The 24782-nt window shown below is 64.4% G+C and carries 25 protein-coding genes; 4 read left to right on the top strand and 21 right to left on the bottom strand.

The features are described from left to right. Positions 1 to 47 precede the first annotated feature (47 nt). The 3 genes from AC1RWL_RS03245 to AC1RWL_RS03235 form a co-directional block, all read right to left on the bottom strand. Positions 48 to 551, bottom strand: a complete 504-nt coding sequence (locus AC1RWL_RS03245; protein ID WP_493093259.1) for an HPP family protein — start codon at positions 549 to 551, stop codon at positions 48 to 50. A gap of 71 nt (positions 552 to 622) precedes the next feature. Further along, a complete protein-coding gene (locus tag AC1RWL_RS03240; RefSeq protein ID WP_493093261.1) occupies positions 623 to 1825 on the bottom strand; it encodes an NAD-dependent formate dehydrogenase in 1203 nt (400 codons plus the stop codon). A gap of 223 nt (positions 1826 to 2048) precedes the next feature. Then, entirely contained in the window at positions 2049 to 2969 is a 921-nt protein-coding gene (locus AC1RWL_RS03235) for a LysR family transcriptional regulator (protein ID WP_493093263.1), read from the bottom strand. A gap of 129 nt (positions 2970 to 3098) precedes the next feature. Here AC1RWL_RS03235 and AC1RWL_RS03230 point away from each other — a divergent pair, with 129 nt between their 5' ends. Next, complete coding sequence (locus tag AC1RWL_RS03230; protein ID WP_493093266.1) at positions 3099 to 3548, top strand: NUDIX hydrolase; 450 nt, start codon at positions 3099 to 3101, stop codon at positions 3546 to 3548. Between the two features lie 7 nt (positions 3549 to 3555). Here the strand turns inward: AC1RWL_RS03230 and msrA are convergent, their stop codons facing one another. From msrA to msrB, 3 genes are read right to left on the bottom strand one after another with little or no spacing between them, the layout of a single operon-like run. After that, positions 3556 to 4278 carry a peptide-methionine (S)-S-oxide reductase MsrA gene (gene msrA, locus AC1RWL_RS03225; RefSeq protein ID WP_493093268.1) on the bottom strand — a complete coding sequence of 241 codons (723 nt, stop codon included), beginning with the start codon at positions 4276 to 4278 and terminating at the stop codon, positions 3556 to 3558. Positions 4279 to 4294: 16 nt separating this feature from the next. Then, positions 4295 to 6103: a cytochrome c biogenesis protein DipZ gene (locus tag AC1RWL_RS03220; RefSeq protein WP_493093843.1), complete on the bottom strand. Its 1809-nt coding sequence runs from the start codon at positions 6101 to 6103 to the stop codon at positions 4295 to 4297. Positions 6104 to 6113: 10 nt separating this feature from the next. Further along, the gene (gene msrB, locus AC1RWL_RS03215) at positions 6114 to 6596 is read right to left on the bottom strand and encodes a peptide-methionine (R)-S-oxide reductase MsrB (protein WP_493093270.1); all 483 of its coding nucleotides are present in this window, start codon (positions 6594 to 6596) and stop codon (positions 6114 to 6116) included. Between the two features lie 142 nt (positions 6597 to 6738). Here msrB and AC1RWL_RS03210 point away from each other — a divergent pair, with 142 nt between their 5' ends. Next, positions 6739 to 7974 carry a molybdopterin molybdotransferase MoeA gene (locus AC1RWL_RS03210; RefSeq protein ID WP_493093272.1) on the top strand — a complete coding sequence of 412 codons (1236 nt, stop codon included), beginning with the start codon at positions 6739 to 6741 and terminating at the stop codon, positions 7972 to 7974. A 34-nt stretch (positions 7975 to 8008) separates the two neighbouring features. Here the strand turns inward: AC1RWL_RS03210 and AC1RWL_RS03205 are convergent, their stop codons facing one another. From AC1RWL_RS03205 to AC1RWL_RS03175, 7 genes are all read right to left on the bottom strand, one after another. After that, the gene (locus AC1RWL_RS03205; protein WP_493093274.1) at positions 8009 to 9628 is read right to left on the bottom strand and encodes a dihydroxyacetone kinase subunit DhaK; all 1620 of its coding nucleotides are present in this window, start codon (positions 9626 to 9628) and stop codon (positions 8009 to 8011) included. A 14-nt stretch (positions 9629 to 9642) separates the two neighbouring features. Beyond that, complete coding sequence (locus AC1RWL_RS03200; RefSeq protein WP_493093276.1) at positions 9643 to 10638, bottom strand: ABC transporter ATP-binding protein; 996 nt, start codon at positions 10636 to 10638, stop codon at positions 9643 to 9645. Continuing rightward, entirely contained in the window at positions 10631 to 11728 is a 1098-nt protein-coding gene (locus tag AC1RWL_RS03195) for an ABC transporter ATP-binding protein (RefSeq protein ID WP_493093278.1), read from the bottom strand. The genes AC1RWL_RS03200 and AC1RWL_RS03195 overlap by 8 nt, the downstream gene beginning before the upstream one ends. Positions 11729 to 11732: 4 nt before the next feature. Next, positions 11733 to 11921 (bottom strand): hypothetical protein, encoded by a 189-nt coding sequence (locus AC1RWL_RS03190; RefSeq protein ID WP_493093281.1) that lies wholly within the window; start codon positions 11919 to 11921, stop codon positions 11733 to 11735. Beyond that, complete coding sequence (locus tag AC1RWL_RS03185) at positions 11918 to 12856, bottom strand: carbohydrate ABC transporter permease (protein WP_256114953.1); 939 nt, start codon at positions 12854 to 12856, stop codon at positions 11918 to 11920. The genes AC1RWL_RS03190 and AC1RWL_RS03185 overlap by 4 nt, the downstream gene beginning before the upstream one ends. Next, a complete protein-coding gene (locus AC1RWL_RS03180) occupies positions 12853 to 13800 on the bottom strand; it encodes a carbohydrate ABC transporter permease (protein ID WP_256114954.1) in 948 nt (315 codons plus the stop codon). The genes AC1RWL_RS03185 and AC1RWL_RS03180 overlap by 4 nt, the downstream gene beginning before the upstream one ends. Before the next feature lie 108 nt (positions 13801 to 13908). Beyond that, a complete protein-coding gene (locus AC1RWL_RS03175) occupies positions 13909 to 15243 on the bottom strand; it encodes an ABC transporter substrate-binding protein (RefSeq protein WP_256114955.1) in 1335 nt (444 codons plus the stop codon). A gap of 272 nt (positions 15244 to 15515) precedes the next feature. Here AC1RWL_RS03175 and AC1RWL_RS03170 point away from each other — a divergent pair, with 272 nt between their 5' ends. Further along, the gene (locus AC1RWL_RS03170; RefSeq protein WP_493093284.1) at positions 15516 to 16547 is read left to right on the top strand and encodes a LacI family DNA-binding transcriptional regulator; all 1032 of its coding nucleotides are present in this window, start codon (positions 15516 to 15518) and stop codon (positions 16545 to 16547) included. A gap of 1 nt (position 16548) precedes the next feature. Here the strand turns inward: AC1RWL_RS03170 and AC1RWL_RS03165 are convergent, their stop codons facing one another. Both AC1RWL_RS03165 and AC1RWL_RS03160 read right to left on the bottom strand, forming a co-directional pair. Next, positions 16549 to 17730, bottom strand: a complete 1182-nt coding sequence (locus AC1RWL_RS03165) for a GGDEF domain-containing protein (RefSeq protein WP_493093286.1) — start codon at positions 17728 to 17730, stop codon at positions 16549 to 16551. A 73-nt stretch (positions 17731 to 17803) separates the two neighbouring features. After that, positions 17804 to 18712, bottom strand: a complete 909-nt coding sequence (locus AC1RWL_RS03160) for a LysR family transcriptional regulator (protein ID WP_493093288.1) — start codon at positions 18710 to 18712, stop codon at positions 17804 to 17806. 111 nt (positions 18713 to 18823) lie between these two features. Between AC1RWL_RS03160 and AC1RWL_RS03155 the strand changes: the two genes are divergently transcribed. After that, positions 18824 to 19702 carry an aldo/keto reductase family oxidoreductase gene (locus AC1RWL_RS03155; RefSeq protein WP_493093290.1) on the top strand — a complete coding sequence of 293 codons (879 nt, stop codon included), beginning with the start codon at positions 18824 to 18826 and terminating at the stop codon, positions 19700 to 19702. 30 nt (positions 19703 to 19732) lie between these two features. On the opposite strand, the gene AC1RWL_RS03150 is transcribed toward AC1RWL_RS03155, so the two are convergent. The 6 genes from AC1RWL_RS03150 to AC1RWL_RS03125 form a co-directional block, all read right to left on the bottom strand. Next, positions 19733 to 20473, bottom strand: coding sequence for an amino acid ABC transporter ATP-binding protein (locus AC1RWL_RS03150; RefSeq protein ID WP_435264608.1), 741 nt, complete (start codon positions 20471 to 20473; stop codon positions 19733 to 19735). Beyond that, complete coding sequence (locus AC1RWL_RS03145; RefSeq protein WP_493093292.1) at positions 20470 to 21444, bottom strand: amino acid ABC transporter permease; 975 nt, start codon at positions 21442 to 21444, stop codon at positions 20470 to 20472. Before AC1RWL_RS03145 ends, AC1RWL_RS03150 begins: the two co-directional genes overlap by 4 nt. Positions 21445 to 21507: 63 nt before the next feature. Further along, on the bottom strand, positions 21508 to 22341 hold the full coding sequence (locus tag AC1RWL_RS03140; RefSeq protein WP_256114962.1) for a transporter substrate-binding domain-containing protein: 834 nt from the start codon (positions 22339 to 22341) through the stop codon (positions 21508 to 21510). Positions 22342 to 22491: 150 nt separating this feature from the next. Then, the gene (locus AC1RWL_RS03135) at positions 22492 to 22881 is read right to left on the bottom strand and encodes a carboxymuconolactone decarboxylase family protein (protein ID WP_319312522.1); all 390 of its coding nucleotides are present in this window, start codon (positions 22879 to 22881) and stop codon (positions 22492 to 22494) included. Then, positions 22874 to 23686, bottom strand: a complete 813-nt coding sequence (locus AC1RWL_RS03130) for an alpha/beta fold hydrolase (protein ID WP_493093295.1) — start codon at positions 23684 to 23686, stop codon at positions 22874 to 22876. Before AC1RWL_RS03130 ends, AC1RWL_RS03135 begins: the two co-directional genes overlap by 8 nt. A 2-nt stretch (positions 23687 to 23688) precedes the next feature. Next, complete coding sequence (locus AC1RWL_RS03125; RefSeq protein WP_493093297.1) at positions 23689 to 24765, bottom strand: LLM class flavin-dependent oxidoreductase; 1077 nt, start codon at positions 24763 to 24765, stop codon at positions 23689 to 23691. Positions 24766 to 24782: the final 17 nt, after the last annotated feature.

The following is a 24782-nucleotide window of genomic DNA, read 5'->3' as shown; positions in this document are numbered from 1 at the left end:
GGCTGCCCTGGGCAGAATAGCGATCCGCATCCGCCATGCCTTCGCCGTCAGACCGGATAGGGCCTGCCGGATACGTAGCGATGATAGACCCGGGCGACGGCGAAGATGGCGAGCGTGCCGGCTAGTATGGGAAAGATCAGGAAGCTCCAGGGCGCGCCGCTGAGCAGGACGACGATGGGGTCCGCGCCGGCGGGCGGATGCAGCGTGTCCGTCGCCTGCATTGCGGCGATCGCCAGGCCGACGGCGATGGCGAGGGAAAGCGGGCCCGGACCGAGCAGCGCCAGCACGCAAAGGCCGATGAAGGTGGAAATCAGGTGGCCGAAAACGAGGTTCTTCGGCCGCGCCAGCGGGCTCTGCGGCAAGGCGAAGACCAGAACGCAACTGGCGCCGAAGGGTGCTACCAGCAGCGGCCAGTCGAAACGGTCCGTCAGGCCCGCGAGAAGGTAGGTGACGAGGAAGCCGCCAAACCCGGAGATCGCAGCGGGGCGAATGCGGCGCCACAACAGATTCAGGTGCGAAATATCGGCCGTTGTCGCCCTGATTTCAGTCATGATATCCCTCCCCGCTTGAGCTAAAAGGCGGGGCTGCGGCGACAAACCGGCAGCCCCGCCCGACCATTCGATCAGCCCTTCTTGAACCTGGCCGCCTCTTCCGAGCCGCCGGTGGCATTGCCCTTCGAGTAGGAATGCGCACCGGTGCCTGCCAGCGCACCGCCCTGGACGATCAGGTATTCGTCACGGATGGGACGCTCCTCGAAGAAGCATTCGAGGATTTCGCGGGTGCCGGCGGCGTAGCGCGCCTGCGCCGACAGCGAGGTGCCGGAGATGTGCGGCGTCATGCCGTGGTTGGGCATGGTGCGCCACGGATGGTCCTTCGGCGCCGGCTGCGGGAACCAGACGTCGCCGGCATAACCGGCAAGCTGGCCGCTTTCGAGCGCACGGGCGATCGCGTCGCGGTCGCAGAGTTTTCCACGCGCGGTGTTGACCAGATAGGCGCCGCGCTTGAAGAGCTTCAGCGTCTCGTCGTTGATCATGTGCTCCGTCTCGGGGTGCAGCGGGCAATTCAGCGTGACCACGTCGCAGGCGGCATAGAGCTCCTCGCGGGTGGCGTGCCAGGTGAGGCCCAGCTCCTGCTCCACCGATTCCGGCAGGCGGTGGCGGTCGGTATAGTGCAGGTGCATGTCGAAGGGTTTCAGGCGCTTCAGCACCGCCAGGCCGATGCGGCCGGCCGCGACCGTGCCGACATGCATGCCTTCGACATCGTAGGAGCGTGTGACGCAATCGGCGATGTTCCAGCCGCCCTTCACCACCCATTGATAGGAGGGGATGTAGTTGCGCACGAGGCCGAGGATCATCATCACGACGTGCTCGGAAACGCTGATCGAGTTGCAGTAGGTGACCTCGGCGACCGTGATGCCACGGTCGATGGCGGCCTGGAGGTCGACATGGTCGGAGCCGATGCCCGCGGTGAGCGCCAGCTTCAGCTTCGGCGCCTTGGCGATGCGCTCGGCCGTCAGGTAGGCCGGCCAGAATGGCTGGGAGATGACGACATCGGCATCGGCCAGTTCCCGCTCGAACTGGGAGTCCGGGCCGTCCTTGTCGGAGGTCACGACGAAGGTGTGGCCGTTGGCCTCCAGATACTGGCGCAGGCCCAGTTCGCCGGAAACGCTGCCGAGCAGGGCGCCGGGCTGGAAATCGATGGCTTTCGGCGTCGGCAGCGTCTGGCCGCCCGGATAATGCTCGATCTTCGGCAGATCGTCGCGCGGATAGGATTTCGGGTAGCCGTCGACCGGATCGTCGTAAAGAACGCAGACCACTTTCGCCATGTCGTTTCCTCCAGATTTCGGCAACAGGGGGCCGTCCCGCGAACCGGGGTCCGCAGGCTTTCGATGCGCGCTGTTGCGAAGTGTTCGCCGGCCCATGGGGACAGGGCCGCGGCGGTGTTTCCTCACATGCGCCCCGACCGGGCGCGTCTCGTTGACGGCCGGATAGTTTCACAGGCGCAAAGGCCGCGCCAATGAAAGCTTTGGAACAATCGATAGACGGAATCTATGAGGCGGCGCGCCAGCTCCGGTCGAAGTCGTCGTCCAGATTGGTGTGGCGCAGCGCGGCAAACAGCGCGCCGGCCATGGGGGACTGCGGGGCACGCGCCGACAGCACCAGCCCCACCACCTGCGTCTGGCGCGGGCTCACGAGCTCGGTCGCGATCAGGTCCTCGGCGCCGCCGAAGACATGCAGGAAGGTATGCGGAACGATGCTGCACCATTGCCCGCTTCTCAGATGCGCGCAGACGGCGAGGAAGGAATTGCTGACGATCGGTGCTGCGATCTTCAGGCCGACCGAGGCCGCGATATCGTTCAGGATGCGCCGGTTCTGCATGTCTTCGCTGAGCAGGCAGAGCGGCTGCGCCACCGCCTCCGCCCAGTCGACCGTGGCGCGATTGCCGAGCGGATGGCCGGGAGCGCACATGAACACGTAGCGCTCATTGTAGAGCGGCAGGCGTTCGACATTCTCCAGCGGCTCGTTTTCCAGATAGGTCACGCCGCCGTCGAGCTCGAACGTATCGAGGCCGTGCTGGATCGCCCGCGAGGTCAGCGAGCGGATCTCGACACTGACGTTGGGATGGGTCTTGCGGAAGCGGGAGGTGAGGAAGGAGACGCAGGGCATCGCCGCCGGAATGACGCCGAGCCTCAGCGTTCCGGCGAGCCCCGTCTTCGCGCCCTTCAATTCGTGCAGCAGGCTGCCATAGTCCGACAGGATCTGCCGGCCCCATTGCAGCGCCTTCTCCCCGTCCGGCGTCAGGCCGAGATAACGGTGCCCGCGCACGATGAGCACGGTGTTGAGGTCTTCCTCCAGCTTGCGGATCGCTGCCGACAGCGTCGGCTGCGCGACGTTGCAGATTTCCGCCGCCCGCCCGAAATGCATTTCCTCTGCCAGCGTGACGAAGAAAGAAAGGTGTCTGATCAGCACGCGCTCTTCCCAATACGTTATATTTCATGAAATATAACGCCTAGTGGATTTGACGGCGAAGGGAAAGAGCCTTTGCCGAGTGGCGTTGCGTGCCGGTTTGCGGGCGCGGGCGTCTTGCCGGAGAAAAAGATGCAACAGGAAATTCGAATCTCCGTCGCGCTGATCGTGCGGGACAATGGCGACACGCTGCTTGTTCGCAAACGCGGCGCGCCGGTCTTCATGCAAAGCGGCGGCACGATCGAGGGGGCGGAAACACCCAAGGAAACGCTTGCTCGCGAACTGCACGAGGAACTCAGCCTCAAGATTCCGCCCTCGCGCATGTTGCCCTTCGGCTGTTTCGAGGCGGAGGCGGCGGATGTGCCGGATCACCTCGTCATCGCCTATGTGTTCCGGGTCCAGCTTCACGACGAGGCGGTCACACCGGCGGCGGAAATCGACGAGGCGATCTGGATGCCGATCCATGAGGCCCCCGCCCTGCCGCTGGCACCGCTCACCCGCAATCACATCCTCACGCTCTACTGGCAGATGCAGTTCGGCGTGGACCTGAACTCCCGGCCGGACACCCAGACCGCCGCCTGAGCGGCGCTCAGTTCGACGTCTTCGCCTCGGAGACCAGCACCGGATCGTTCCGGTAGAGATCGGGGAAGAGCTTTCGCAGGTTCTCGATCTTCGGCATGTCGTTGTAGACGATGTAGGGCTGGCTCGGATTGAGCGTCAGGTAATCCTGGTGGTAGCCTTCCGCCGGGTAGAAGGACTGGCCGGGCTCGAGCTTGGTGACGATGGCCGCGTTGAACAGCCGGGCTTTGTTGAGTTCGGCGATATAGTCCTTCGCGACCTTCGCCTGCGCCTCGTCCTGCGGGAAAATCGCGGTGCGGTACTGCGTGCCGGTGTCCGGTCCTTGGCGGTTGAGCTGCGTCGGATCATGCGCGACCGAGAAGAAGACCTGCAGCAGCTTGCCGTAGCTGATCTTCGCCGGGTCATAGCTGATCTGCACGGCTTCCGCGTGCCCGGTATCGCCGAGGCCGACCATTTCATAGCGTGCCGTCTGCGCCGAGCCGCCCGCATAGCCTGAAACGGCATTACTGACGCCTTCGACATGCTGGAAGACGCCCTGGACGCCCCAGAAGCAACCGCCGGCGAAGACCGCGACGGCGGTATCCTTCGGCATCGCGATATCTTCCGCCGGCGCTGGAATGGCGATCCCCTCCTGCGCCGCTGCCGGCGCGGCCGAAGCTATGCCGGCGATCGCGAAAAGCACCAGCGCGGTAGAACGGAAGGTGGGTCTGCGGTGCATCGATGAATGGGCCATGTCTGGTCTCCGAGTTTCAGCCGAAGGTGAAGGCGTAGGCTTCCACGCCTGGGTCGAGGAAGCGGATTTCAAAGGTACGGTCGCGCGCGGCGTCCTTCTGGCGCACGAGCTGGTAGAGCCGCTGGCCGGTGATCACGCCCGTTCCGTCGGCAGCGACGTCGACGCCATGATCCTCCGTAGGCGGCGCACCGTCCAGCGTCACGCGAAAGCGGATCGGCTTGCCGTCCGCCGCCGGGCCGAGCACCAGATGCAGGTCTCGGGCATGGAAGCGGTAGACGATGGCGCCGTCCGCGGCATCGAGGGCTGCATGCTCGCGGCCGATGGTCCACGAGCCGTCGAAACCCCATTCGTTAAGGCGCGGCCCGCCATCGGTATAGGTGTGGGCCACGTCATTCACGGCGCCGCCGGGCGAGACGAAGTTCTGCGCCCGCTCGTAGCCGATATAGGTTTCCGGCGAGAGCACGTCGGCCGTGTCGGACGCAGCCTGCGCGCCCGTCGCATTCACCGCCACGATGTCGGAAGCGACCTGCTTGGCGCCAGCCTCGGCCAGAAGTTTCTGGATGACGCGCTCGGATTCGTCGTAGCCGCCCTCGCCGAACTTGTGATGCCGGATGCGGCTTTCCGCATCGATGAAATAGTGCGCGGGCCAGTAGCGATTGTTGAAGGCGCGCCAGATGGCATAGTCGTTGTCGACGGCGACGGGATAGGTAATGCCGAGATCGGCCGCCGCCTGGCGGACATTGCCAAGGTCCTTCTCGAAGGCGAATTCCGGCGTGTGCACGCCGATCACCACCAGCCCCTGGTCCTTGTACTTCTCGGCCCAGGCGCGGACATAGGGAATGGCGCGCAGGCAGTTGACGCAGGAATAGGTCCAGAAATCGACCAGCACGACCTTGCCTTTGAGTTGGTCGGTTGTCAGCGGCGGCGAGTTCAGCCATTCAACCGCACCGGTGAGCTTCGGCACGATGCCTTCGACCGGCAGGGCGCCCGTCGCGTTTGCCTGCGGGTTGGCTGCCATCATGGCCGATCCGCCGGCCATCATCGCCGAGCCACCCGCCATCATGGCGGGATCGGCCTGCATCATGCCCGAGCCATCGCTCATGGCGACCGGCTGCTCCGCGTCGAGTGCCTTGATCAACCGCTCTTCCAGCGCGACCGTGCCCGACAGCGACAGCCGCGTCAGCAGGCCCGTATCGAGCCCGAGCGCGATGGCCGCGACGGCGACGAGCACCGCCGCGCCCAGCCCACGCCGCACCCATTCGCCGGCGCCGAGCGAGCGCTTCATTGCCGAGAAGACCCGCCCGCCGACGAGGATCGCCAGCGCCAGCGAGGTCGCGGCACCCGCGGCATAGGCGAGCAACAGCACCGTCGTGCCGATATTGGCCCCCTGCAAGGCTGCACCCGTCAGGATCAGGCCGAGCACCGGGCCGGCGCAGGGCGCCCAAAGCAGGCCGGTCGCAGCGCCAAGCAGCAGCGAGCCGCCAATACCGCCATCCGCCGACCGCGACAGCCGCGCGCCAAAATCGACCAGCGGGCGCGTCACCCGTTCGGCGACGGCGGGGAAGAGCAGCATGATGCCGAAAACGGCGAGCAGGGCAATCGCTACGAAGCGCCCGTAGCGGTTCGCCTCCACCGCCCAGCCGCCCGCCACGGCGGCAAGGCTCGCAACGAGCGCGAAGGTGACCGTCATGCCGGCGAGCATGGGCAGGCCGCTCTTCAGAAAAGGCCGGTCGGCCCGCGAGAAGACGAACGGCAGCACGGGCAGGATGCAGGGGCTGACGATGGTCAGCACGCCCCCGAGATAGGCAAGCAGGAACAGCAGCATCATGCGACCTTCAGGTTTCCAGCGATTTGAAGCTGAGGGCAATTCCGTTCATGCAGTAGCGCAGGCCGGTGGGCTGCGGGCCGTCGTCGAAGACATGCCCGAGATGCCCGCCGCAACGGCTGCAATGCACCGAGGTACGGGTCATGCCGAAGGACACGTCGGTCTCGGTGCCCACGGCCTTGTCCAGCGGCGCCCAGAAGCTCGGCCAGCCCGTGCCGCTGTCATACTTGGTCGTCGAGGAGAAGAGATCAAGCTCGCACCCCGCGCAGGCGAAATTACCGCGGCGGTGCTCGTTGAGGAGCGCGCTGGTAAAGGGGCGCTCCGTGCCGCTGCGCCGCAGCACCTCATACTGTTCGGGCGTCAGGAGCGTTTTCCACTCCTCGTCCGAATGCGTGACGCCGAACGTGCCGGCCGCCACCGCCTGCCGAAACGGCGCCCCAGCCAGGATTGCCGCACAGGCGCTCTGAAGTAAAAACCACCGTCTCGAAACCATCTGAAGCCTCCGTGTCGATCCGAAAACGTCTCTCGAAGACTGATACGACTCCACGCGCTATATTGTTACAGATATAGCGTCAGTCACAGTGATGTGAACGAAACCGGCGGGTGCACGCCGCCAGCAGCAGGGATGATATGCCATGGGTCTCGACCAGTCCTTCGGGAAAAGCGCCATCAGTGTGGAGGAAGCGCGCCGGCTGATCAATTCCGGCATGCATCTCGTCGGGGAGGAGACGATCGGGCTGCATGAAGCACTCGGGCGCGTCACAGCGACGTCGTTGAAAGCGCTCACGACCTCGCCGCCCTTCGACGTCTCGGCGATGGACGGCTATGCGGTGCGGGCGGCCGAGATATCGTCGGTCGGCATGCGCCTGCCGCTTTCCGGTGCATCCAGGGCCGGCACGCCTGTCGTGCCCACCCTTTCGCCGGGAACCTGCATGCGCATCTTCACCGGCGCGCCTGTGCCGATCGGGGCCGACGCGATCGTCATCCAGGAGGATGTCGAGGCCGACGGCGGCCGCATCGTCTTCCAGGCGCAGGCCAGGCCGGGGCTGTACATTCGCCCGGCGGGGCTGAACTTCAAGGCGGGCGACGAGATCATTGAGGCGGGCCGCACGATCAGCGCCCGCGACATCGGCCTGTTGGCCGCCGCCGGTCACGGCACGGTCGCAGTCCGCCGCCGGCCAAGAATTGCCGTGCTCTCCACCGGAGACGAACTGGCAAACGACCCGGCTGGGGCAGGCGCCGGGCGGATATTCGATGCGAACCGGCCCGCCCTTCTTGCCCTCTTGGCAGCCTGGGGCGGCGAGCCGCTCGATCTCGGAATCGCCCTCGACGACGATGCCGCCATCACCACGGCGCTCCAGGGCCTGGACGCCGACCTTCTGCTCGTGACCGGCGGCGCCTCGGTCGGCGATCACGACCGCGTGCGCCCCGCCCTTCAGGCGCTCGGCCTCAGCTTCAATTTCTGGAAGATCAGGATGCGGCCCGGCAAGCCGCTGATGTTCGGCGCGCTCGGCAGCATGCCGGTCCTCGGCCTGCCCGGCAATCCCGTCTCGGCGCTGGTCTGCGCGCTGCTGTTCCTGAAGTCCGCCATCGCCGCCATGACCGGCGGCGATGCCTCCGGACCGCGCTTCGAGAATGCACGGCTGACCGCCCCCATCGGAAAGACGGGCGAGCGCGACGACTATCTGCGCGCGACCGTCACCGCCAGCGATAGCGAACTCACCGTCGAAGCCTTCGCGGAACAGGACAGCTCGATGCTCGCCCTCCTCGCGGCGTCAAACGCGCTGCTCTTCCGCTCCGCCGGTGCGCCCGCAGCTGCGGCCGGCGAGACGGTCAAGGTCGTTCGTTTCGACACCCTTGCGGGTTATTGATACTCAAAAGCCCGATCGATGACGCAGCGTCCTGTCAGCTCGCAAGATGCTCGAAGAGCCGTGCGACGGCTTCCGCACCCGGATCGACGTGACCTTCAAGCTGCTTGGCGTTGATGTAGGCGGCGCGGCCGGCTTTGGCGCGGGTGAGCGTTGCGGTGAAGTTTGCGCCCTTCCTTGCGGCAGCCGCGGCGGCGGCGATGTTTTCCCCAAGCGCGTCGAGGGCGGGGGAAAGGGCGTCAACCATGGTCCGGTCGCCGATGCTGGCGCCGCCGATCTCCTGCATGCGGGCGAGGCCTGCGCGCAGCGCCTCGCGCATCGGCAGGCCGCTCGACGCGCCGTCGCCGGCGGCGGCGAAGAATATAGCGAGCAGCACGCCGGAGGAGCCGCCCATGGTCTGGCTGAGCTCCTGGCCGATGGCGCGCAGCAGTTGGGTGTGATCGGACAAAGGCAGGCGGTCGATCGCGTTGATCAGCGCGCGGGCAGCCCCCGCCAGCGTCGAGCCGGTATCACCGTCGCCGGATTTCGCGTCCAGCGCATTGAGGTCCTGTTCGGCGGCGATCAGCACGTTGCAGCAATTGATCAGGAATTCGCGTGTCGCCCGGTGCTCCGAGCGCATGGGCGTGATCGGCGTCAGGCCGTCCGGCAGGGCCGCGATGGCGATGGGCCGCACCTCGGAAACCCCCGGCCAGGCGGCAATCGAGACCGGCGCCTTCAGGAGTTCCAGCTCGGCCGCATCGGCGGCGAAGACCGAGATCGAAAAACCCTGCATGTCGAGCGAGGTCATCAGCGGCGCCGGGCCGATCGCATGGGCGATCTTTCCGCCGATGGAGGAGCCCAGCAGGTCATGCGCCAGCACGGACATTTCCAGCTCGGACGTGCCGCCGAGATTGTTGATCAGCGCGACATGCGGCCCCTCGCCCATGACGGCGGCAAGCCGCTCCGCCATGGTCGCGACGGAGGGACGGGCACCGGCGAAATCGATCTGCTCGACGCCGGCTTCGCCATGGATGCCGAGGCCGAGTTCGGCCTTGCCTTCCGGAATGCGATCCTCCTTCGGCGAGCCCGGAACCCGGCAGGTATCGAGCGACATACCGATGGAATGCGTGCCGGCGATGACGCGCTTTGCGGCCGCCGTGACCGTTTCGAGGTCGGCGCCCTGCTCGGCGAGCGCGCCGGTGATCTTGTGCACGAACAGCGTGCCGGCGACACCGCGCGCCTGCGGCAGGTCCGGAAGCGCGATGTCGTCGCCGACGATCACCATCGAGACATTGAGCCCGAAGGCGCGGGCGCGCTCGGCGGCGAGGCCGAAATTCAACCGGTCCCCGGTATAGTTCTTGACGATGAGCAGGCAGCCGGCCGGCCCCGTCACCGCCAGGATGCCGGCGAGAACGGCGTCGACGCTCGGCGAGGCGAAGACGTCGCCGCAGACCGCCGCCGTCAGCATGCCTTTGCCGACGAAGCCGACATGGGCGGGCTCGTGGCCGGAGCCGCCGCCGGAGACGATCGCCACGCGCGACTTGTCCCAATCGCTGCGCAGCACGACGCGGATATGCGGATAACCATCGAGACGGGTGAGCGCGCTGCCGGACAAGGCCAGCAGGCCATCGATCGCCTCGGTGACGACGTCTTCGCGCTTGTTGATGAATTGCGCCATGATTTTTGTTCTCCTTAAGCTAAACGCATGCCTGCCGCGTCGAAGTAGAGCGGCCGCAACGGCTGGATTTTTATGGTTTCGCCACCCTTGAGCGGCGTGTGCGCATCCGTGACAGTGATGAGGTCGTGTTTGCGGAAGGTGAGATGCAGGCGTGTCTGGTCGCCGAGATGTTCTACGCGCTTGACCAGCGCCTCCTCGCCTTCACCCTGCGCGATATGCTCCGGCCTCAGCCCGATGCTTTTCGCGCCGGACGGCGCGCCCGCGAAAATGTCGGCCGGCAGCACGTTGATGCGCGGCTGGCCGAGGCGGGTCGCGGCATAGACGCTGACCGGCTGTTCATAGACCTCGCGCGGCGAGCCGAACTGCACGAGCCGGCCCTCGTTCAGCACGCCGACATGGGTCGCCATGGTCATCGCCTCGATCTGATCATGCGTGACATAGAGCAGGGTCGCGCCGGTTTTCGCCTGGATGCGCTTCAGCTCGATGCGCAGATCCGCCCGCAGCTTCGCGTCGAGCGAGCTCAACGGCTCGTCCATCAGAAAGATCTGCGGGTTGCGGACAAGGGCGCGGCCGATGGAGACGCGCTGCATCTCGCCGCCGGAAAGGGCCGTCGCCTTGTTGTCCAGCTTGTGGGCGATCTGGAGCGTTTCGGCGACCTCGCGCACCTTGCGCTCGATCGCGTCTTTCGGTGTCTTGAGGAGCGGGGATTTCAGCGGGAACTCCAGGTTCTGGCGAACGGTCAGATGCGGATAGAGCGAATATTGCTGAAAAACCATGGCGACGTTGCGTTCGGCCGGCGACAGGCCCTTCATCGGCCTTCCGCCGATATAGACCTCGCCGCTGTCCGGCGTATCGAGGCCGGAGACCATTCTGAGCGTCGTCGTCTTGCCCACGCCGGTTGGGCCGAGCAGCACGACGAAGGCGCCGTCGGGAACCGTCAGCGAGACATTGTCGAGCGCCAGCGTGTTGCCGAAGGACTTGCTCACGTTTTGAAGGACGACTTCAGCCATGTGCCAGAACTCCTTCATTTGCCTCGGAAATAAGCGCCTTGCCGTTCTCCGCATCGAAGACCGACAGTGTGCGCGCATCGAAATCGAGGCCGATCAACTCGTCCTCGTGCACGACATGGCCGGAGGGGATGCGCGCCTTCAGGTCGCCGTGGCCGGTGGACAGCGTCACGATCTGGGTGGTGCCGAGATATTCGACCGCGATCACGCGACCTCGGTAGGCCGCATCGCTGCTGAACCGCACATGTTCCGGGCGCACGCCGAGCGTCAATCGCCCGGCCCGGCCCTCCCGTGTGGCCGGCACTTTCACCTTCACGCCGCCAAGATCGATGCTGTCGCCGCCAATGCCGATCATGCCGTCGAACTCCAGAAAGTTCATCGGCGGCGAGCCGATGAACTGCGCCACGAACTTCGTCGCCGGCCAGTCGTAGATCTGCTGCGGCCGGCCGAACTGCTCGACGACGCCGTGGTTCATGACGACGATCTTGTCGCCCATCTGCATGGCTTCGAGCTGGTCGTGCGTGACATAGACGGTGGTGGCGCCCATGCGGTCGTGCAAGGCACGCAGTTCCTCCGCCATATGCTCTCGGAACTCGGCATCGAGCGCGCCAAGCGGCTCGTCCATGAAGAAGGCTTTCGGGCGGCGCACGATGGCGCGGCCGAGCGCCACGCGCTGGCGGTCGCCGCCGGAAAGGCCGCCGACGGGCTTGTCCAGGATATGCTCGATACGGAGGATGCGCGCGACCTCGGCGACGCGTGTCTTCAACTCCTCGCCGCGCAGGCCCTGGCTTACCAGCGGATAGGAAATGTTCTTGCGCACGTTCATGTGCGGATAGAGCGCGAACATCTGGAAGACGAAGGCGATGTCGCGCTGGCTCGCCGGCTTCATGCCGACCTCCTCGCCATCGATGAAGATCTCGCCGGATGTGGGCAGCTCCAGGCCCGCCATCATGCGAAGGGTGGTCGTCTTGCCGCAGCCGGAGGGGCCGAGCAGCATGAAGAACTCGCCGTCCTCGATGGTGAAACTGGAGGAGCGGACCGCGGTGAAGGCGCCGAATTCCTTGCGCACGTTCTGGATTCTGATTTGCGCCATCAGCCTACTCCGGGAAATGGCTGACGATGATGAACATCACCGTACCCAGCAAGGTTATGACGAAGGACCAGGAATAGAGGACGAGGGCGAAGGGCTGCATGAGCATGACGACGCCCATGGCGATCAGCACCGATGCCAGCATTTCCCAGGCGCCGCGCCGCATATGCAGCAACCCGTTGAAGAATCTTGTCATTTGCGGACTGCTCCGAATGTGATGCCGCGCAGCAAATGTTTGCGCAGAAGAATGGTGAACACCATGACCGGCACGAGGAAGAGGGTCGCGCCCGCCGCGACCGCCGGCCAGTCCTGCCCGCTGACGCCGATGATGGTGGGAATGAAGGGCGGCGCCGTCTGGGCGTTGCCGGATGTCAGCAGCACGGCGAAGGCATATTCGTTCCAGGCGAAGATCAGGCAGAAGATGGCCGTGGAGGCGATGCCCGTCGCCGCCTGGGGCAGCACGACCTTGTAGAAGGCCTGGAACCGCGTGTAGCCGTCGATCAGCGCCGCCTCCTCGTATTCGATCGGGATTTCATCGATGAAGCCCTTGAGCAGCCAGACCGAGAGCGACAGGTTCACCGCCGTATAGAGCAGGATCATGCCGGCGTGGGTATCGCTGAGGCCGAGCGAGCGGAACATCAGGAAGATCGGGATGGCCACGGCGATCGGCGGCATCATGCGCGTGGACAGGATGAAGAACAGCAGGTCATCCTTCAGCGGCACCTTGAAGCGCGAGAAGGCATAGGCCGCCGCCGTGCCGAGCACGATGCACAGCACCGTCGAGCCGAAGCCGATGATCACCGAATTGGTGAAACGCTCGGAAAAGCGCGAGGGGCCGGAGATGACGAGCCCGTCCTTGCGCACCAGCTTGTCGTACCAGGTCGTGGGCTCGCCGAGCGCCTGCAACTGTTCGGGCGAGAGGCGTGTGCGCGTGGTGAAGACGTTGACATAGCCTTCCACCGTCGGCGTGAAGAAGGTTTTCGGCGGATAGGCGATCGCATCCGCCGGTGTCTTGAAGCTCGTCGCGATGATCCAGACCAGGGGAAGGATGGTGATCAGCGCGTAGAGCACGACCAGGCTGCCGGCGAACCATTTCTGCCGCAGGGACGGCTCGGTAACGGAATAGCTCATCGCTGTTTCACCTTGTTCAGGGCTTTGACGTAGATCGAGGCAAGGCCGAAGACCGTGACGAAGAGGATGACGGCATAGGCGGACGCATAGCCCGTGCGCCACTTCTCGAAGGCCTCGCGCTTCAGGTTGATCGAGGTAAGCTCGGTGATCGAGCCCGGCCCGCCGCCGGTGAGCTGCACGACGAGGTCGAACATCTTGAAATTCTCGATGCCGCGGAAGAGCACGGCGAGCATCAGGAAGGGCAGCACGAGCGGGATGGTGATCGTCCAGAACTGCCGCCATTTGCTGGCGCGGTCGCATTCGGCGGCTTCATAGATGCTGGGCGGAATGGAGCGCAGACCCGCAAGGCAGATCAGCATGACGAAGGGCGTCCACATCCAGGTATCGACGATGACGATGGCCCAGGGTGCCAGCGACACGTCGCCGATCATGGAAAAGCTCGACGGGTCGGCGCCTGTCAGGAAGCCGACGGCATAATTGAACAGGCCGATCTGCGGCTGGTAGAGAAAGGTCCAGAAATTGCCGACCACCGCCGGGCTCAGCATCATCGGCAGCACGATGATCGTCGTCCAGAGGTCGTTGCCGCGGAACTTCTTGTTGATCAGGTAGGCGAGCGAAAAGCCGATCAGCACCTGAAGGACGATGGTCCAGATCAGGAAATGCGCGGTCGCCTGCATGGTCAGCCAGATGTCGCGGTCGGACAGGATGTTCAGGTAGTTCTTCAGGCCGACGAACTCGACCTCGGCATTCGGGCGGTTGACCCGGAAATTGGTGAAGCTCAGCCGGATCGTCCAGATGAGCGGAAAGATGTTGACCGCCAGAAGCAGCACGATCGACGGGGCAACGAAGAGCCAGGCGAGCGCGCGGTCAGACAGGCCGTGCATGCGTTTGGCAATGGCATGCGGCGTCGCTTCGGCGACCCGCTCCACGGATGATTTCAGCATTGAATGTCCCTTGGTTTTCAACTGAGCGGCGACAGAGCCGGGGGCAGATCCCCGGCTCCGGCCGCGCCTTGGTCCGCTGGGAGGCGGCGGGCACAAAGCTCGTGGCGGTCAGTACTTGCCTTCGTCGTCGAAGACCTGCGTCCAGTCCTTTGCCAGACCGTCGAGCGCTTCCTGCGCCGTCCCCTGGCCGGCGACCACATAGTCATGGAAGCGCTTCTGCGCCGCCTGCAGCAGCGAGGCGTAGGACGGTTCTGCCCAGAAGTCCTTCACGATGGCCATGGAGTCGAGGAAGGTCTGTGCATAGGGCTGGCTGGTCGCAAAACCGGGGTCTTCGACCACCTTGCGCAGTGCCGAATAGCCGCCCATCTGCCACCATTTCTGCTGGACCTCCGGCTGGGCGAACCACTTGATATAGGCAAGCGCCTCTTCCTGCTTTTCGGACGCCGCGACCACCGAAATGCCCTGGCCGCCAAGCTGCGCGAAGGCGACGCCATCGGGGCCTGCCGGGTTCGGGAAGTAGCCGGACTTGTCGCCGCCGACATTGGGATCGGCGTTGATGCCCGGCCAGGTGAAGGCGAAGTTCATGTGCAGCGCGACCTGGCCCGACTTATAGGCGTCGATGTCCTCCGACATGTAGGCGTCGGAATGACCGGGCGGCGTGCAGCAATTGTAGAGTTCCTTGTAGAACTCCAGGCCGGCCACCGCCTTGGCGGAGTTCACGTAGCCGTCCAGCTCATAGGGCTTGTCGGGGTTTTCGTACTGGAAGCCGAAGCTGTAGAGCACGTCCATGACGCCCATGGTGATGCCCTCGGAGCCGCGCTCCGTGTAGATCGCCGCGCCATAGACGGTCTTGCCGTCGATCTCGCGCTTCTGGAAGAATTCGGCGATGTCCTTCAATTCGGCGAAGGTTTTCGGCACCGCGAGATCGCGGCCGTATTTCTGCTTGAACTCCGCCTGGAGTTCGGGGCGTGCGAACCAGTCCTTGCGGTAGCTCCAGCCCACGACGTCGCCGAAGGCCGGCAGCGCCCAGTAGTTCGGCGAGTTCTTCGGCCATTCGGCATAACCGACGACGGTGGCCGGGATGAAGTCGTCCATCTTGATTCCTTCCTTGTCGAAGAAATCGTTGAGCTTGACGTATTGCCCGTTCTCCGCGGCACCGCCGATCCACTGACTGTCGCCGATCAGGAGATCGCAGAGCTTGCCGCCGGAATTCAGCTCGTTGAGCATGCGGTCGGCGAAGTTCGGCCACGGTACGAACTCGAATTTCATCGTATTGCCGCTCTTGGCCTCGAAATCCTTGCTGAGTTCGACGAGGGCGTTTGCCGGGTCCCAGGCGGCCCAGCAAAGAGTTAGTTCGGCGGCGCCGGCCTGGCCGGTGTTTGCAACGCCGGCGGCCAAAAGGGCGCCGAGAGCGGTCAATGATCTGACTTTGTGAAAATTCATGGCTGGGGCCTCCTCCCCCTCCCTTCCGACCTCCATCGAAAGGTGAAAACGCCCGTGGCGGGCAACAGGCGCAGAAGGACGCCTCCATGGGCCTGCCCTCTTCCACGCCATTTCCATGGCCACGGTGTTCCTCCTCGCGGCCATGGAGAGAGTCATATTGAGGTGCGCACCTCAATGCAAGCAATTTTTGAGGTGCGCACTTCAATTCTTGCTTTTCGCCTGCTTTTGTTAGAAAAATCCGATTCAGACTCTTGGGAGGAGAAAGCGGGCGCATGCGGCCAACCGCAAAAGACCTGGCAGAAGCCGCGGGCGTCAGCCTGGCGACCGTCGACCGCGTGCTGAACGAGCGCCCGAATGTCAGCGGGAAGGCCGCGCGCAAAGTCGCCGAGGCGATAGAGCGCATCGGCTTCGTCCGCAACCCGGCCGCAGTCGCGCTGGCGCGCAACAAGACCTATCGCTTCCGCTTCGTGCTGCCGACCTCCGGCGACCAGTATCTCAAGGAGCTCATCGGCCGCGTCACCGAGGCGAAGGAAGCGCTTCGCGCCGATTCCATCGCGGTGGAGGCCGTACAGATTCCCATGTCGGATCCGCACCATGTCGCCAAATACCTGACCGCCATCGACCCCGAAGCCATTGACGGCGTCGCCGTCATGGCGCCGGAATCGCCGCAGGTACGCGACGCGCTGATGCGGCTCGTCGAGCGCGGCGTCAAGGTCGTGCAGTTCCTCTCAGGCCAGGAACGGCTGGAGAGCGCCGACTATGTCGGCGTCGACAACTTCGCGGCCGGTGCCACCGCCGGCAAGATCGCCGGCCGCTTCATCAGCGAGAGGCCCGGCAAGATCATGGTGGTGGCGGAAACCATGATGGCGCTCGACAGCATCCAGCGCCGCCTCGGCTTCGACAGCATCATCAACACCCAGTTCCCGTATCTCGAAATCCTGCCGTCGCTGGAAACCTATGCCGACGAAAAGCGCACCGAGCTGATCATCCAGCGCACCCTGCAGCACAACCCGGATACCGTCGCCGTCTATGTGCTGAGTTCGGAGGCAAGAGTGCCGCTGTCTGCCGTCTGGAACGCGCAGGGTTCCCGCCCCCTCACCGTCGTCGCGCACGAGCGCACCCCGTTCAGCGAAAAGGCCCTGATGGACGAGCGCATCGACGCCGTGATCGCCCAGGACCCCGGCCACGCCGTCAGAAGCGCGCTGCGCATCATGCGCGCCCGCGCCGACCACCGCGAACTGCTCGCCTCCCAGGAGCGAATCCGCATCGAGGTCCTGCTCAAGGAGAACCTTCAGCTCGAATAATTCAGGCGACGCGGGCGTCGACCAACGTGTCGCCGGCGAGCGCTACGGTGTTTCGGCCCATGCGCTTCGCTTCGTAGAGCGCGCTGTCGGCATCGCACAAAAGCCGTTCGAGCGTCGTCTCGGCAGGTCCCGCCAGGGCCACCCCGAGGCTGACCGTCACGCAGCCATCGTCCAGTCCGCGATGACGCATGGCGAGGCCTTCGATGGCGACGCGGATGCGCTCCGCCATCGCCAGTGCCGCTAGGGGTTCCCGATCAGCCGAGAGGACCAGCATCTCCTCGCCCCCGAAGCGGAACACGAAAGACGCCTCGTCCACGGTGTCGCGGATGCATCGCGAGACGGCACGAAGGCAGGCGTCACCTTCGATATGGCCGTGAACGTCGTTGAACCGCTTGAAATGATCGATGTCGAGCAGGATGGCGGCCACGGTTTTATGCTTTCCGCCGCTCCATAAGCCTTCGCAGATCCGTGCGAGCGAGCGCCGGTTGAGCAGTCCCGTCAGCTCGTCCCGCTCGGCATTGCGCTCCAGCTGCCCGTAAAGCAGGCCGGCTCGCAACTGGTTGAGAAAATTCTGCCGGTCCTTCTGCTCCAGGAAATAGGCACTCACCGCCAGGAAGATCGAGAGCGTCACATAGAAGGTGACAATGCCGGAATAGGTCACGGCGTCGAAGGCGCCCGTCATCTGCGTGGTGGTGAAATGCGAAGCGCACATCAGCGCGAGCCCGACAAGGATCGCAGGAAAACGCGGCCGCAATGCGATGACGAAGAACAGGAAGGCGGCGGAGTTGCCGTTCTGGTAGACGAAAAGGTAGGGGCTGGCGCTTTGCGTAGCGGCAAGCATGGGCAGGGTGACGCCCATCACGGCAATCGCAACGGAAAGACTATCGTAAAGCAGCGCATTCCGCCAACGGCGGACGGTCAGGATACAGGCGATCACGAAGGGCGTGAACACCAGGAAACGCGCGAAGACCAGCGCGGTGAAGACATCCGCCATCATGGTGCGGTCGCCGAAATAGACGAGATCGTAGATCAGCGTTCCGATCACGCCCCAGATGACGGCGAGCCGCACCCGCTCCGCCACGTAGTCCTTGCGGAAGGCGGCCTCGATATCCGGAGAAAAACGCAAGAACCGAAAGCCCCGCGCGATCTGGCGCTCCACCTGGTCCAGCGTCACGACGCCCATTCCGAAATCCCCGCATGCCGCAAGATTACCTGACGTTACGGCAGAAAGCTGAACAACGACCTAAAGCGGAATCTTAGGGCAATACCTTCATGAAATCGATGAAGGCGCGCAGCGGGGCCGGCACCAGCCGGCGCCCGGGATAATAGAGGAACGGGCCGGAAAAGCTCAGCCACCACGGCTCCAGCACGGGAACGAGGGCACCGCTCTGGAAGTGGGGCTTCAGCCAATCCTCGAAGAGCGATATGATGCCGGCGCCGTCGATCGCGGCCATGACGCCCAGGTCCGAACCGCCGCCCGCCTGCACGATCAGCGAACTCGGCGGATCGACCCGCACGACCTCGCCGTCACGCTCGAACTCCCAGGAGCCGAGCGACCGGCCGGCGAAGCGGCTTCGAATGCAGGCATGCGACAGCAGGTCCCGTGGATGTTCGGGCCGGCCGCGCGCAGCAAGATAGGAGGGCGATGCGGCGCTGGCGAAGCGCTGAATGCGCGGGCCGATCGGCACGGCTATCATATCCAGCTCCAGCCGTTCGTCATAGCGGATCCCGGCGTCGCACCCGGCGGCGATGATATCCACGAAATTCTCGTCGGTGACGATTTCCAGCTGGATATCGGGATAGGCCGCCAGGAACTGCGGCACGATCTTCGGCAGCACCAGCCGCGCCGCGCTGACCGGGACATTGAGCTTCAACGTTCCCGCCGGTCGCCCGCGAAGGCTCCTGACATGCTCCAACGCGCCGCCGATTTCGCTGAAGGCCGGGCTGATGCGCTCCATGAGGCCGCGTCCCGCCTCGGTGGGCACGACGCTTCGCGTGGTGCGGTTGAACAGCCGGACGCCAAGCTCGGTTTCGAGGCGCCGGACGGCGTCGCTCAGGGCCGACGAGCTGCTGTTGGTCGCGCGGGCCGCCTCGCGGAAACCGCTGGCCCGCGCCACCGCCAGGAAGGCGCCCAGATCCGCCATGTTCGAGCCACCCAGCGTCATGTTGTCCTCCACCACTGTCCGGCATCACGGACAAGCTGTGCGGATTATATCCCATTTTCGCTGCGGACAAGCCGCCCTATTTCAGGATCGACCAGACAATGGAGGCACGACATGTCCAATCTCGAAAAATCCGGCACGTACAAACTCGGCGACTTCACGGTAAAGCGGCTCGGCTATGGCGCCATGCAGCTCGCAGGAAAGGGCGTATTCGGTCCGCCGAAGGATCGTGCGGAAGCGATCGCCGTGCTGCGCGAAGCCGTGGAGAGCGGGGTCGACCACATCGACACCAGCGACTTCTATGGGCCGCATGTCACCAACCAGATCATCAAGGAGGCGTTGCATCCCTACAATGACGGTATTGTTATCGTCACCAAGGTCGGCGCGACGCGCGGCGCGGATGCGTCTTGGAACCCGGCCTTCTCGAAGGAAGCGCTGACGCAGGCCGTACACGACAACCTGAAGAACCTCGGCCTCGACGCCATCGACGTCGTCAACCTGCGCGCCATGTTCGATGTGCATGGGCCTGCGGAGGGCTCGCTGGAGGAACCGCTCACGGTTCTCGCAGACCTGCAACGCCAGGGCCTGATAAAGCATATCGGGCTGTCGAACGTCACCGCCCGGCAGATCGCGGATGGCCGGAAAATTACCGATATCGTCTGCGTCCAGAACCAGTACAATCTCGCCCATCGCGGAGATGACGGACTGATCGACCAGCTGGCGACAGAAGGCACCGCCTATGTGCCCTTCTTCCCGCTCGGCGGATTTTCGCCGCTGCAATCCGCAACCCTGTCGGAGGTCGCGGCGGATCTGGAAGCGACCCCGCTTCAGGTCGCCCTCGCCTGGCTCCTCGCCCGCAAGCCGAACATCCTGCTGATCCCCGGCACCTCGTCCCGCGGCCATCTGCGCGAAAATCTCGCCGCCGCCGATATCGAGTTGCCGGCAGAAGCGATGCAGCGGCTTGACGGCATTGCCGCGGCGAAAGCCGATTGATGCTTGAACGGGCCGGCAATTGCCGGCCCTTCAATGTTTCAGGATCTGGCTGAGGAAGAGCTTCGTGCGCTCGTGCTGCGGGTTCTTGAAGAATTCTTCCGGTTTACCCTGCTCGACGATCTGGCCCGCATTCATGAAGATCACCCGGTCGGCGACGGCGCGGGCAAAGGCCATTTCGTGGGTGACGCAGACCATGGTCATGCCGTCGCGCGCCAGGCTCGTCATGGTGTCGAGCACTTCGGACACCATTTCCGGATCGAGCGCGGATGTCGGCTCGTCGAACAGCATGACGGCCGGCTGCATGCAGAGCGAACGGGCGATCGCCACGCGCTGCTGCTGGCCGCCGGAGAGCTGGACGGGATATTTGTCCGCCTGTTCGGGAATGCGCACGCGCTCCAGGAATTGCAGCGCGGTCTTGCGGGCTTCGGCCTGCGAGACGCCCTTGATCCACATCGGCCCGACCATGCAGTTCATCAGCACGGTCATATGCGGAAAGAGGTTGAAGTGCTGGAAGACCATGCCGACGTTCTTGCGCACCTCGCCGACATTGCGCATCTTGTCATGCAGGGGGATGCCGTTGACGACGATATCGCCTTCCTGATGCGCCTCCAGCCGGTTGAAGCAGCGGATCAGCGTCGACTTTCCCGAGCCGGAGGGGCCGCAGATGACGATGCGCTCGCCCTTTTCCACCGTCAGGTTCACATCGGTCAGCACCCGGAACGCGCCGTACCATTTGGAGACGTTGCGGACGTCGATGATCTTTTCGCTCATCGGACTTTGCTCCTCGCATAATGACGCTCGATGCGTGACTGGATGAGTTCGAGGCAGATCGAGACGCCCCAGTAGAGCATCGCGGCGGAAATCAGCATTTCCATGTGCTGGAACGACTTCTGGCCGAGCGTGCGCGCCAGGAACATCAGTTCCCACACGCCGATGACCGAGACGAGCGAACTGTCCTTCAGCATCGAGATGAACTGGTTGCCGGTCGGCGGGATGATGACGGGCAGCGCCTGCGGCAGGATGATCTTACGCATGGTGATGCCGAAGCCGAAGCCGATCGAGCGCGAGGCCTCCCATTGGCCGCGGTCGATGCTCTGGATGCCGGAACGAAAGATCTCCGTCATATAGGCGCCGTAACAGAGCGACAGCGCAAGGATGCCGGCCGGCACCGCATCGATGATGAAGCCGAGCTGCGGCAGGCCGAGATAGATGAGGTAGACCTGCATCAGGAGCGGCAGGCCGCGGAAGAACGAGGTGTAGAAACTCGCGATCGCATAGGCGAACCCGTTCGTCGAAAGCTTCGCCACCGCACCGAGAATGGCGATGCAGGAAGCGATGACGATGGAGATCGCCGAGACGTAGATCGTCGTGAAAAGCCCCTGCGTGACGAGGAAGGGCAATTTCTCGGCCATGAAAGGCAGGCTGAGATTGAACGTCTTGAAGAAGGCGAGGAACAGCAGCAAAAGTTCAAGCCAGACGATCGTGATCTGCACCCTCAGCGAGGCGAAGCCGATCAGGACGACGTTCAGGCAAAACAGCACCGCGATGACGAAGGCGATGGCGAAGCGGCCGTAGATGCCGCTTTCCAGCGGCTCGCCGATCACCGGGCGCATCAGCTCGCCCATCGACGTTCCCGAGAGATCGAAGGCAAGGAACAGGACGAAGATCGCCGCAAACATCACCGCGACGAACCACGGCTTGTGGACGAGCACTTCGGACTCGACGGTATCCGGATACAGCATCTCCGCTCCCTGAATGTAAGGCGCGGCCCGGTTTTCCGGGCGCGCGCGAACGGATGGGTCTTTTTACTGCGTGACCGTGTAGTCGACACCGTACCACTTGACCGACAGCTTGCTCAGCGTGCCATCGGCCCGGATCGCGTCGACGGCCTCGGCGATCTTCTCGCTCAGCTCCTTGTCGCCATGCTCGACGGCAACGGCAAGGGGCTCGAAGAAGACCGGCTTGCCGAGCTGCTTGATCGGGTAGCCGGCTTTCTCCGCATCGAGAATGCTCGGCAGCGTGGAAACGACGGCATCGAGGCGCGTTCCGTCGCCAAGACGCAGGTCATCGAAGGCGGTGGTGGAATTGGCGTAGGATTTCACCTCGCCGGCCTTGAACTCATAGGTGAAAGGCGGCGCGCCGGCAGCGTCCAGCGTCAGGTCCTGGTTGGCATAGGCCTCGAAAGTCGAGGTTGCCGTCACGCCGACGACCTTGCCTTCGAGATCGGAGAGCTTTTCCGCCTTGCTGTCCTTGTGCACGGCGACGGCGGCGGGGGTGTAATAGTAGACTGCCGGGAAATCGAAGATTTCGGCGCGTGCCTTGGTCGGCGTCATCGAGCCGACATGCATGTCCCAGCGGCCCTGCCACTTGCCGGCCGTGATGATGTCCCAGCCGGGCGTCACGAATTCGACGGAGACGCCGAGATGTTTGCCGATCTCCTTGGCGACGTCGATGTCGAAGCCGTCCATCTCGTTCTTGTCGTTGACGAAGGATTGCGGTGCCCAATTGGCATCGGTCGCGACCTTCAGGGTCTTGGCGGCGAGCACCCGGTCCAGAACGGCACCGGCCTGGGCCGGCACGGCGGCGAGCGAAAGCGAGAGAGAGGCGACGAGCGCCGCGAGTGTCGATGTCTTCATCATGTGTTTGTTCCCTCTGTCCATTGTCGTTTCTGTCGACGGCGCGGGTTCCTCTCCCTGCCGATGGTATCAATCTTGGGGCTTATCGCCCCTCCCCGTCTTCCGGCGTTCCCAAGCAGCGCGTGGCCCCTGGCTTCATCGAAATGACGGAAATCAAGTCGTGCCCTCCCCGCCCATTTCCGCCCGGATGGCACGGGCCACCCGGAACGCCTCGACGCCCGCCGGCACGCCGCAGTAGATTGCGATCTGGAGAAGCGCCGCCTGCAATTCCCTGTCCGACAGGCCGTTGCGGATGGCGCCGCGGAAATGGATGCCGAATTCATGCATGCGGTTGCTGGCGGCAAGCATGCCGAGGTTCAGAAGGCTGCGCTGCTTGAGGTCGAGGCCATCGTCCGTCCAGCCGAGGCCCCAGCAATATTCGTTGAGCAGGTCCTGCAAGGGTGCGGAGAAGGCATCCGCGCCTGCCTTGGCGCGATCGACATAGTCGTCGCCGAGCACGCGCCGCCGGACGGCTTCCCCGTCTTTGCGCAAAGTCTCATCCATGGGCGGCCTCCGTCTTCGACACAAAATTATCGATGGTTTCGGCCACGATGCCCGGCGCCTCGATGAGGATGGAATGACGCAGGCCCGGGAAAAGGGTGAGCTGCGATCCCGGGATGCGGTCGTGCATATAGCGGGCCATGCGCGGGTTGGAGCCGACATCCTCCTCGCCGGTGGCGATCAGGGTCGGGCAGCGGATCTGGTCGAGGAAGCCGCCGAAATCCGTCTCGGCCAGCACCCGATAGGCGGCCGCGTAGCAGTCCGGATCGTTCTCCGCGTCGCGCGCCCGCAGCCAGGCGATCACGTCGGGATGTTCCTCCTGAAACGCTTCCGTCAGCCAGCGGGAGAGCGACGCCGTGTGGTGATCCGCCGGCGTTCCGGCCTGAAGCGCCGCGAGGCGGGCGAGGACGCGTTCCCGCTCCTCGGGCGTGCGGCCTGCAACCGTGGACAGCAGCACGAGCCGGCGAAGGCGCGGCAGATGCGTCAGCGCGAGGCGTTGGGCGATCAGCCCGCCGAGCGAAAATCCCGCGAGATTGAAGGTCGAAAATCCCGCCTTGTCGGCAAGCGCCAGTGTCTCTGCCACGAAGTCGTCGATCTCGTAGCGGCCCTTGACGCGGCTTGACCGGCCATGGCCCCGCAGGTCGAAGGTGAGGATCGTGAACCGGTCCTTCAACCGCTCCACCACGCCCGACCAGGCCTCCAGATAGGAGCCGACGCCGTGGATGCAGACGAGTGGCTCGCCGCCATCGCCATCGATGCGACAGTTGAGCGTGACCTCGCCGACCGTGTGCTCTCGTGCCTCTGCCATGATCAGCCCCCTGCAGCCGCCCGCTTCCGGTCGTTTTCGCGCGCGGCGAAGACCGGCATGACCTCTTTCACGAAAAGCTCGATCGTGCGCTTCTGCAATTCGAAGGGCAGGTTGAAGGTGAGGCCCAGGCAATATTGATCGACGCCTGCCGCTTCGAAGACGAGCAGCTTCTCGATCACCTCGTCCGGCGTGCCGAACATCAGGTTCTTGCGGATGTTCTCCGGATTGTAGTTCTCCTTGCCCTTCACCGCCTCATAGGGCACGGCCTCGGGAAAGCCGTTCTGCACGGTGCCGGCATTCTGCATGAGGTTCTCGAAGGCGCGGCCATAATCCATGCTGTGCTGCACGGCCTTTTCCCAGCCGTCCGGCCGATCGTAGGCGCAGGTGCGCCGCTGCATCATGAAACGCGGGCGCGGCACCTCCGGATGGTCGGCCACGGCCTTGTGGAACTTGTCGGAAAGCACCTGGATTTCGGCGGCGGGTGCCGAAAGCGGCGTCGACAGGATGCTCGCACCATTCGCAATCGCCCAGTCGAAGGTGCCGGGATCACGCGCGGCGACCCAGAGGCGCGGATGCGGCTGCTGCAACGGCTTCGGCACGGAGGTGGCGAGCGGGAACTTCCAGTAGTGCCCGTCATGGGCATAATCGCCGGCCCAGAGCTTCTTCACCGCCGGCACGATCTCCTTCATGTAGGCGACGCCTTCCTGCTGCGGCATGCCGCCTGCCATCCGGTCGAACTCGTACTGGTAGGAGCCGCGCGCGATTCCGAATTCCAGTCGGCCGTTCGTGAGGTGGTCGCAAAGTGCCGATTCACCCGCCAGCCGGATCGGGTCCCAGTAGGGTGCCACCAGCGTCGAGGTGCCGAGCCGCAGCTGCTCGGTATGCTGCGCCAGCCAGACGAGCGTCTGGAACGGATTGGGCGAGATCGTGCATTCGATCGTGTGATGCTCGGCGGTCCAGAGCATCTCGAAGCCGCCCTCGTCCGCCATCCGGGCCAGCGTCAGCAGGTTGTTCTTCGCGGTCGCCATCGGCACATCCGGCGAGAAGCGTTCCATCGTGAGCGAGACTGCGAACTTCATGGTTCTGCCTTTCGATG

Source organism: Shinella sp. GW821-FHT10F02 (genome assembly GCF_058809275.1).
This window is presented reverse-complemented; position numbering and strand designations above follow the sequence as displayed.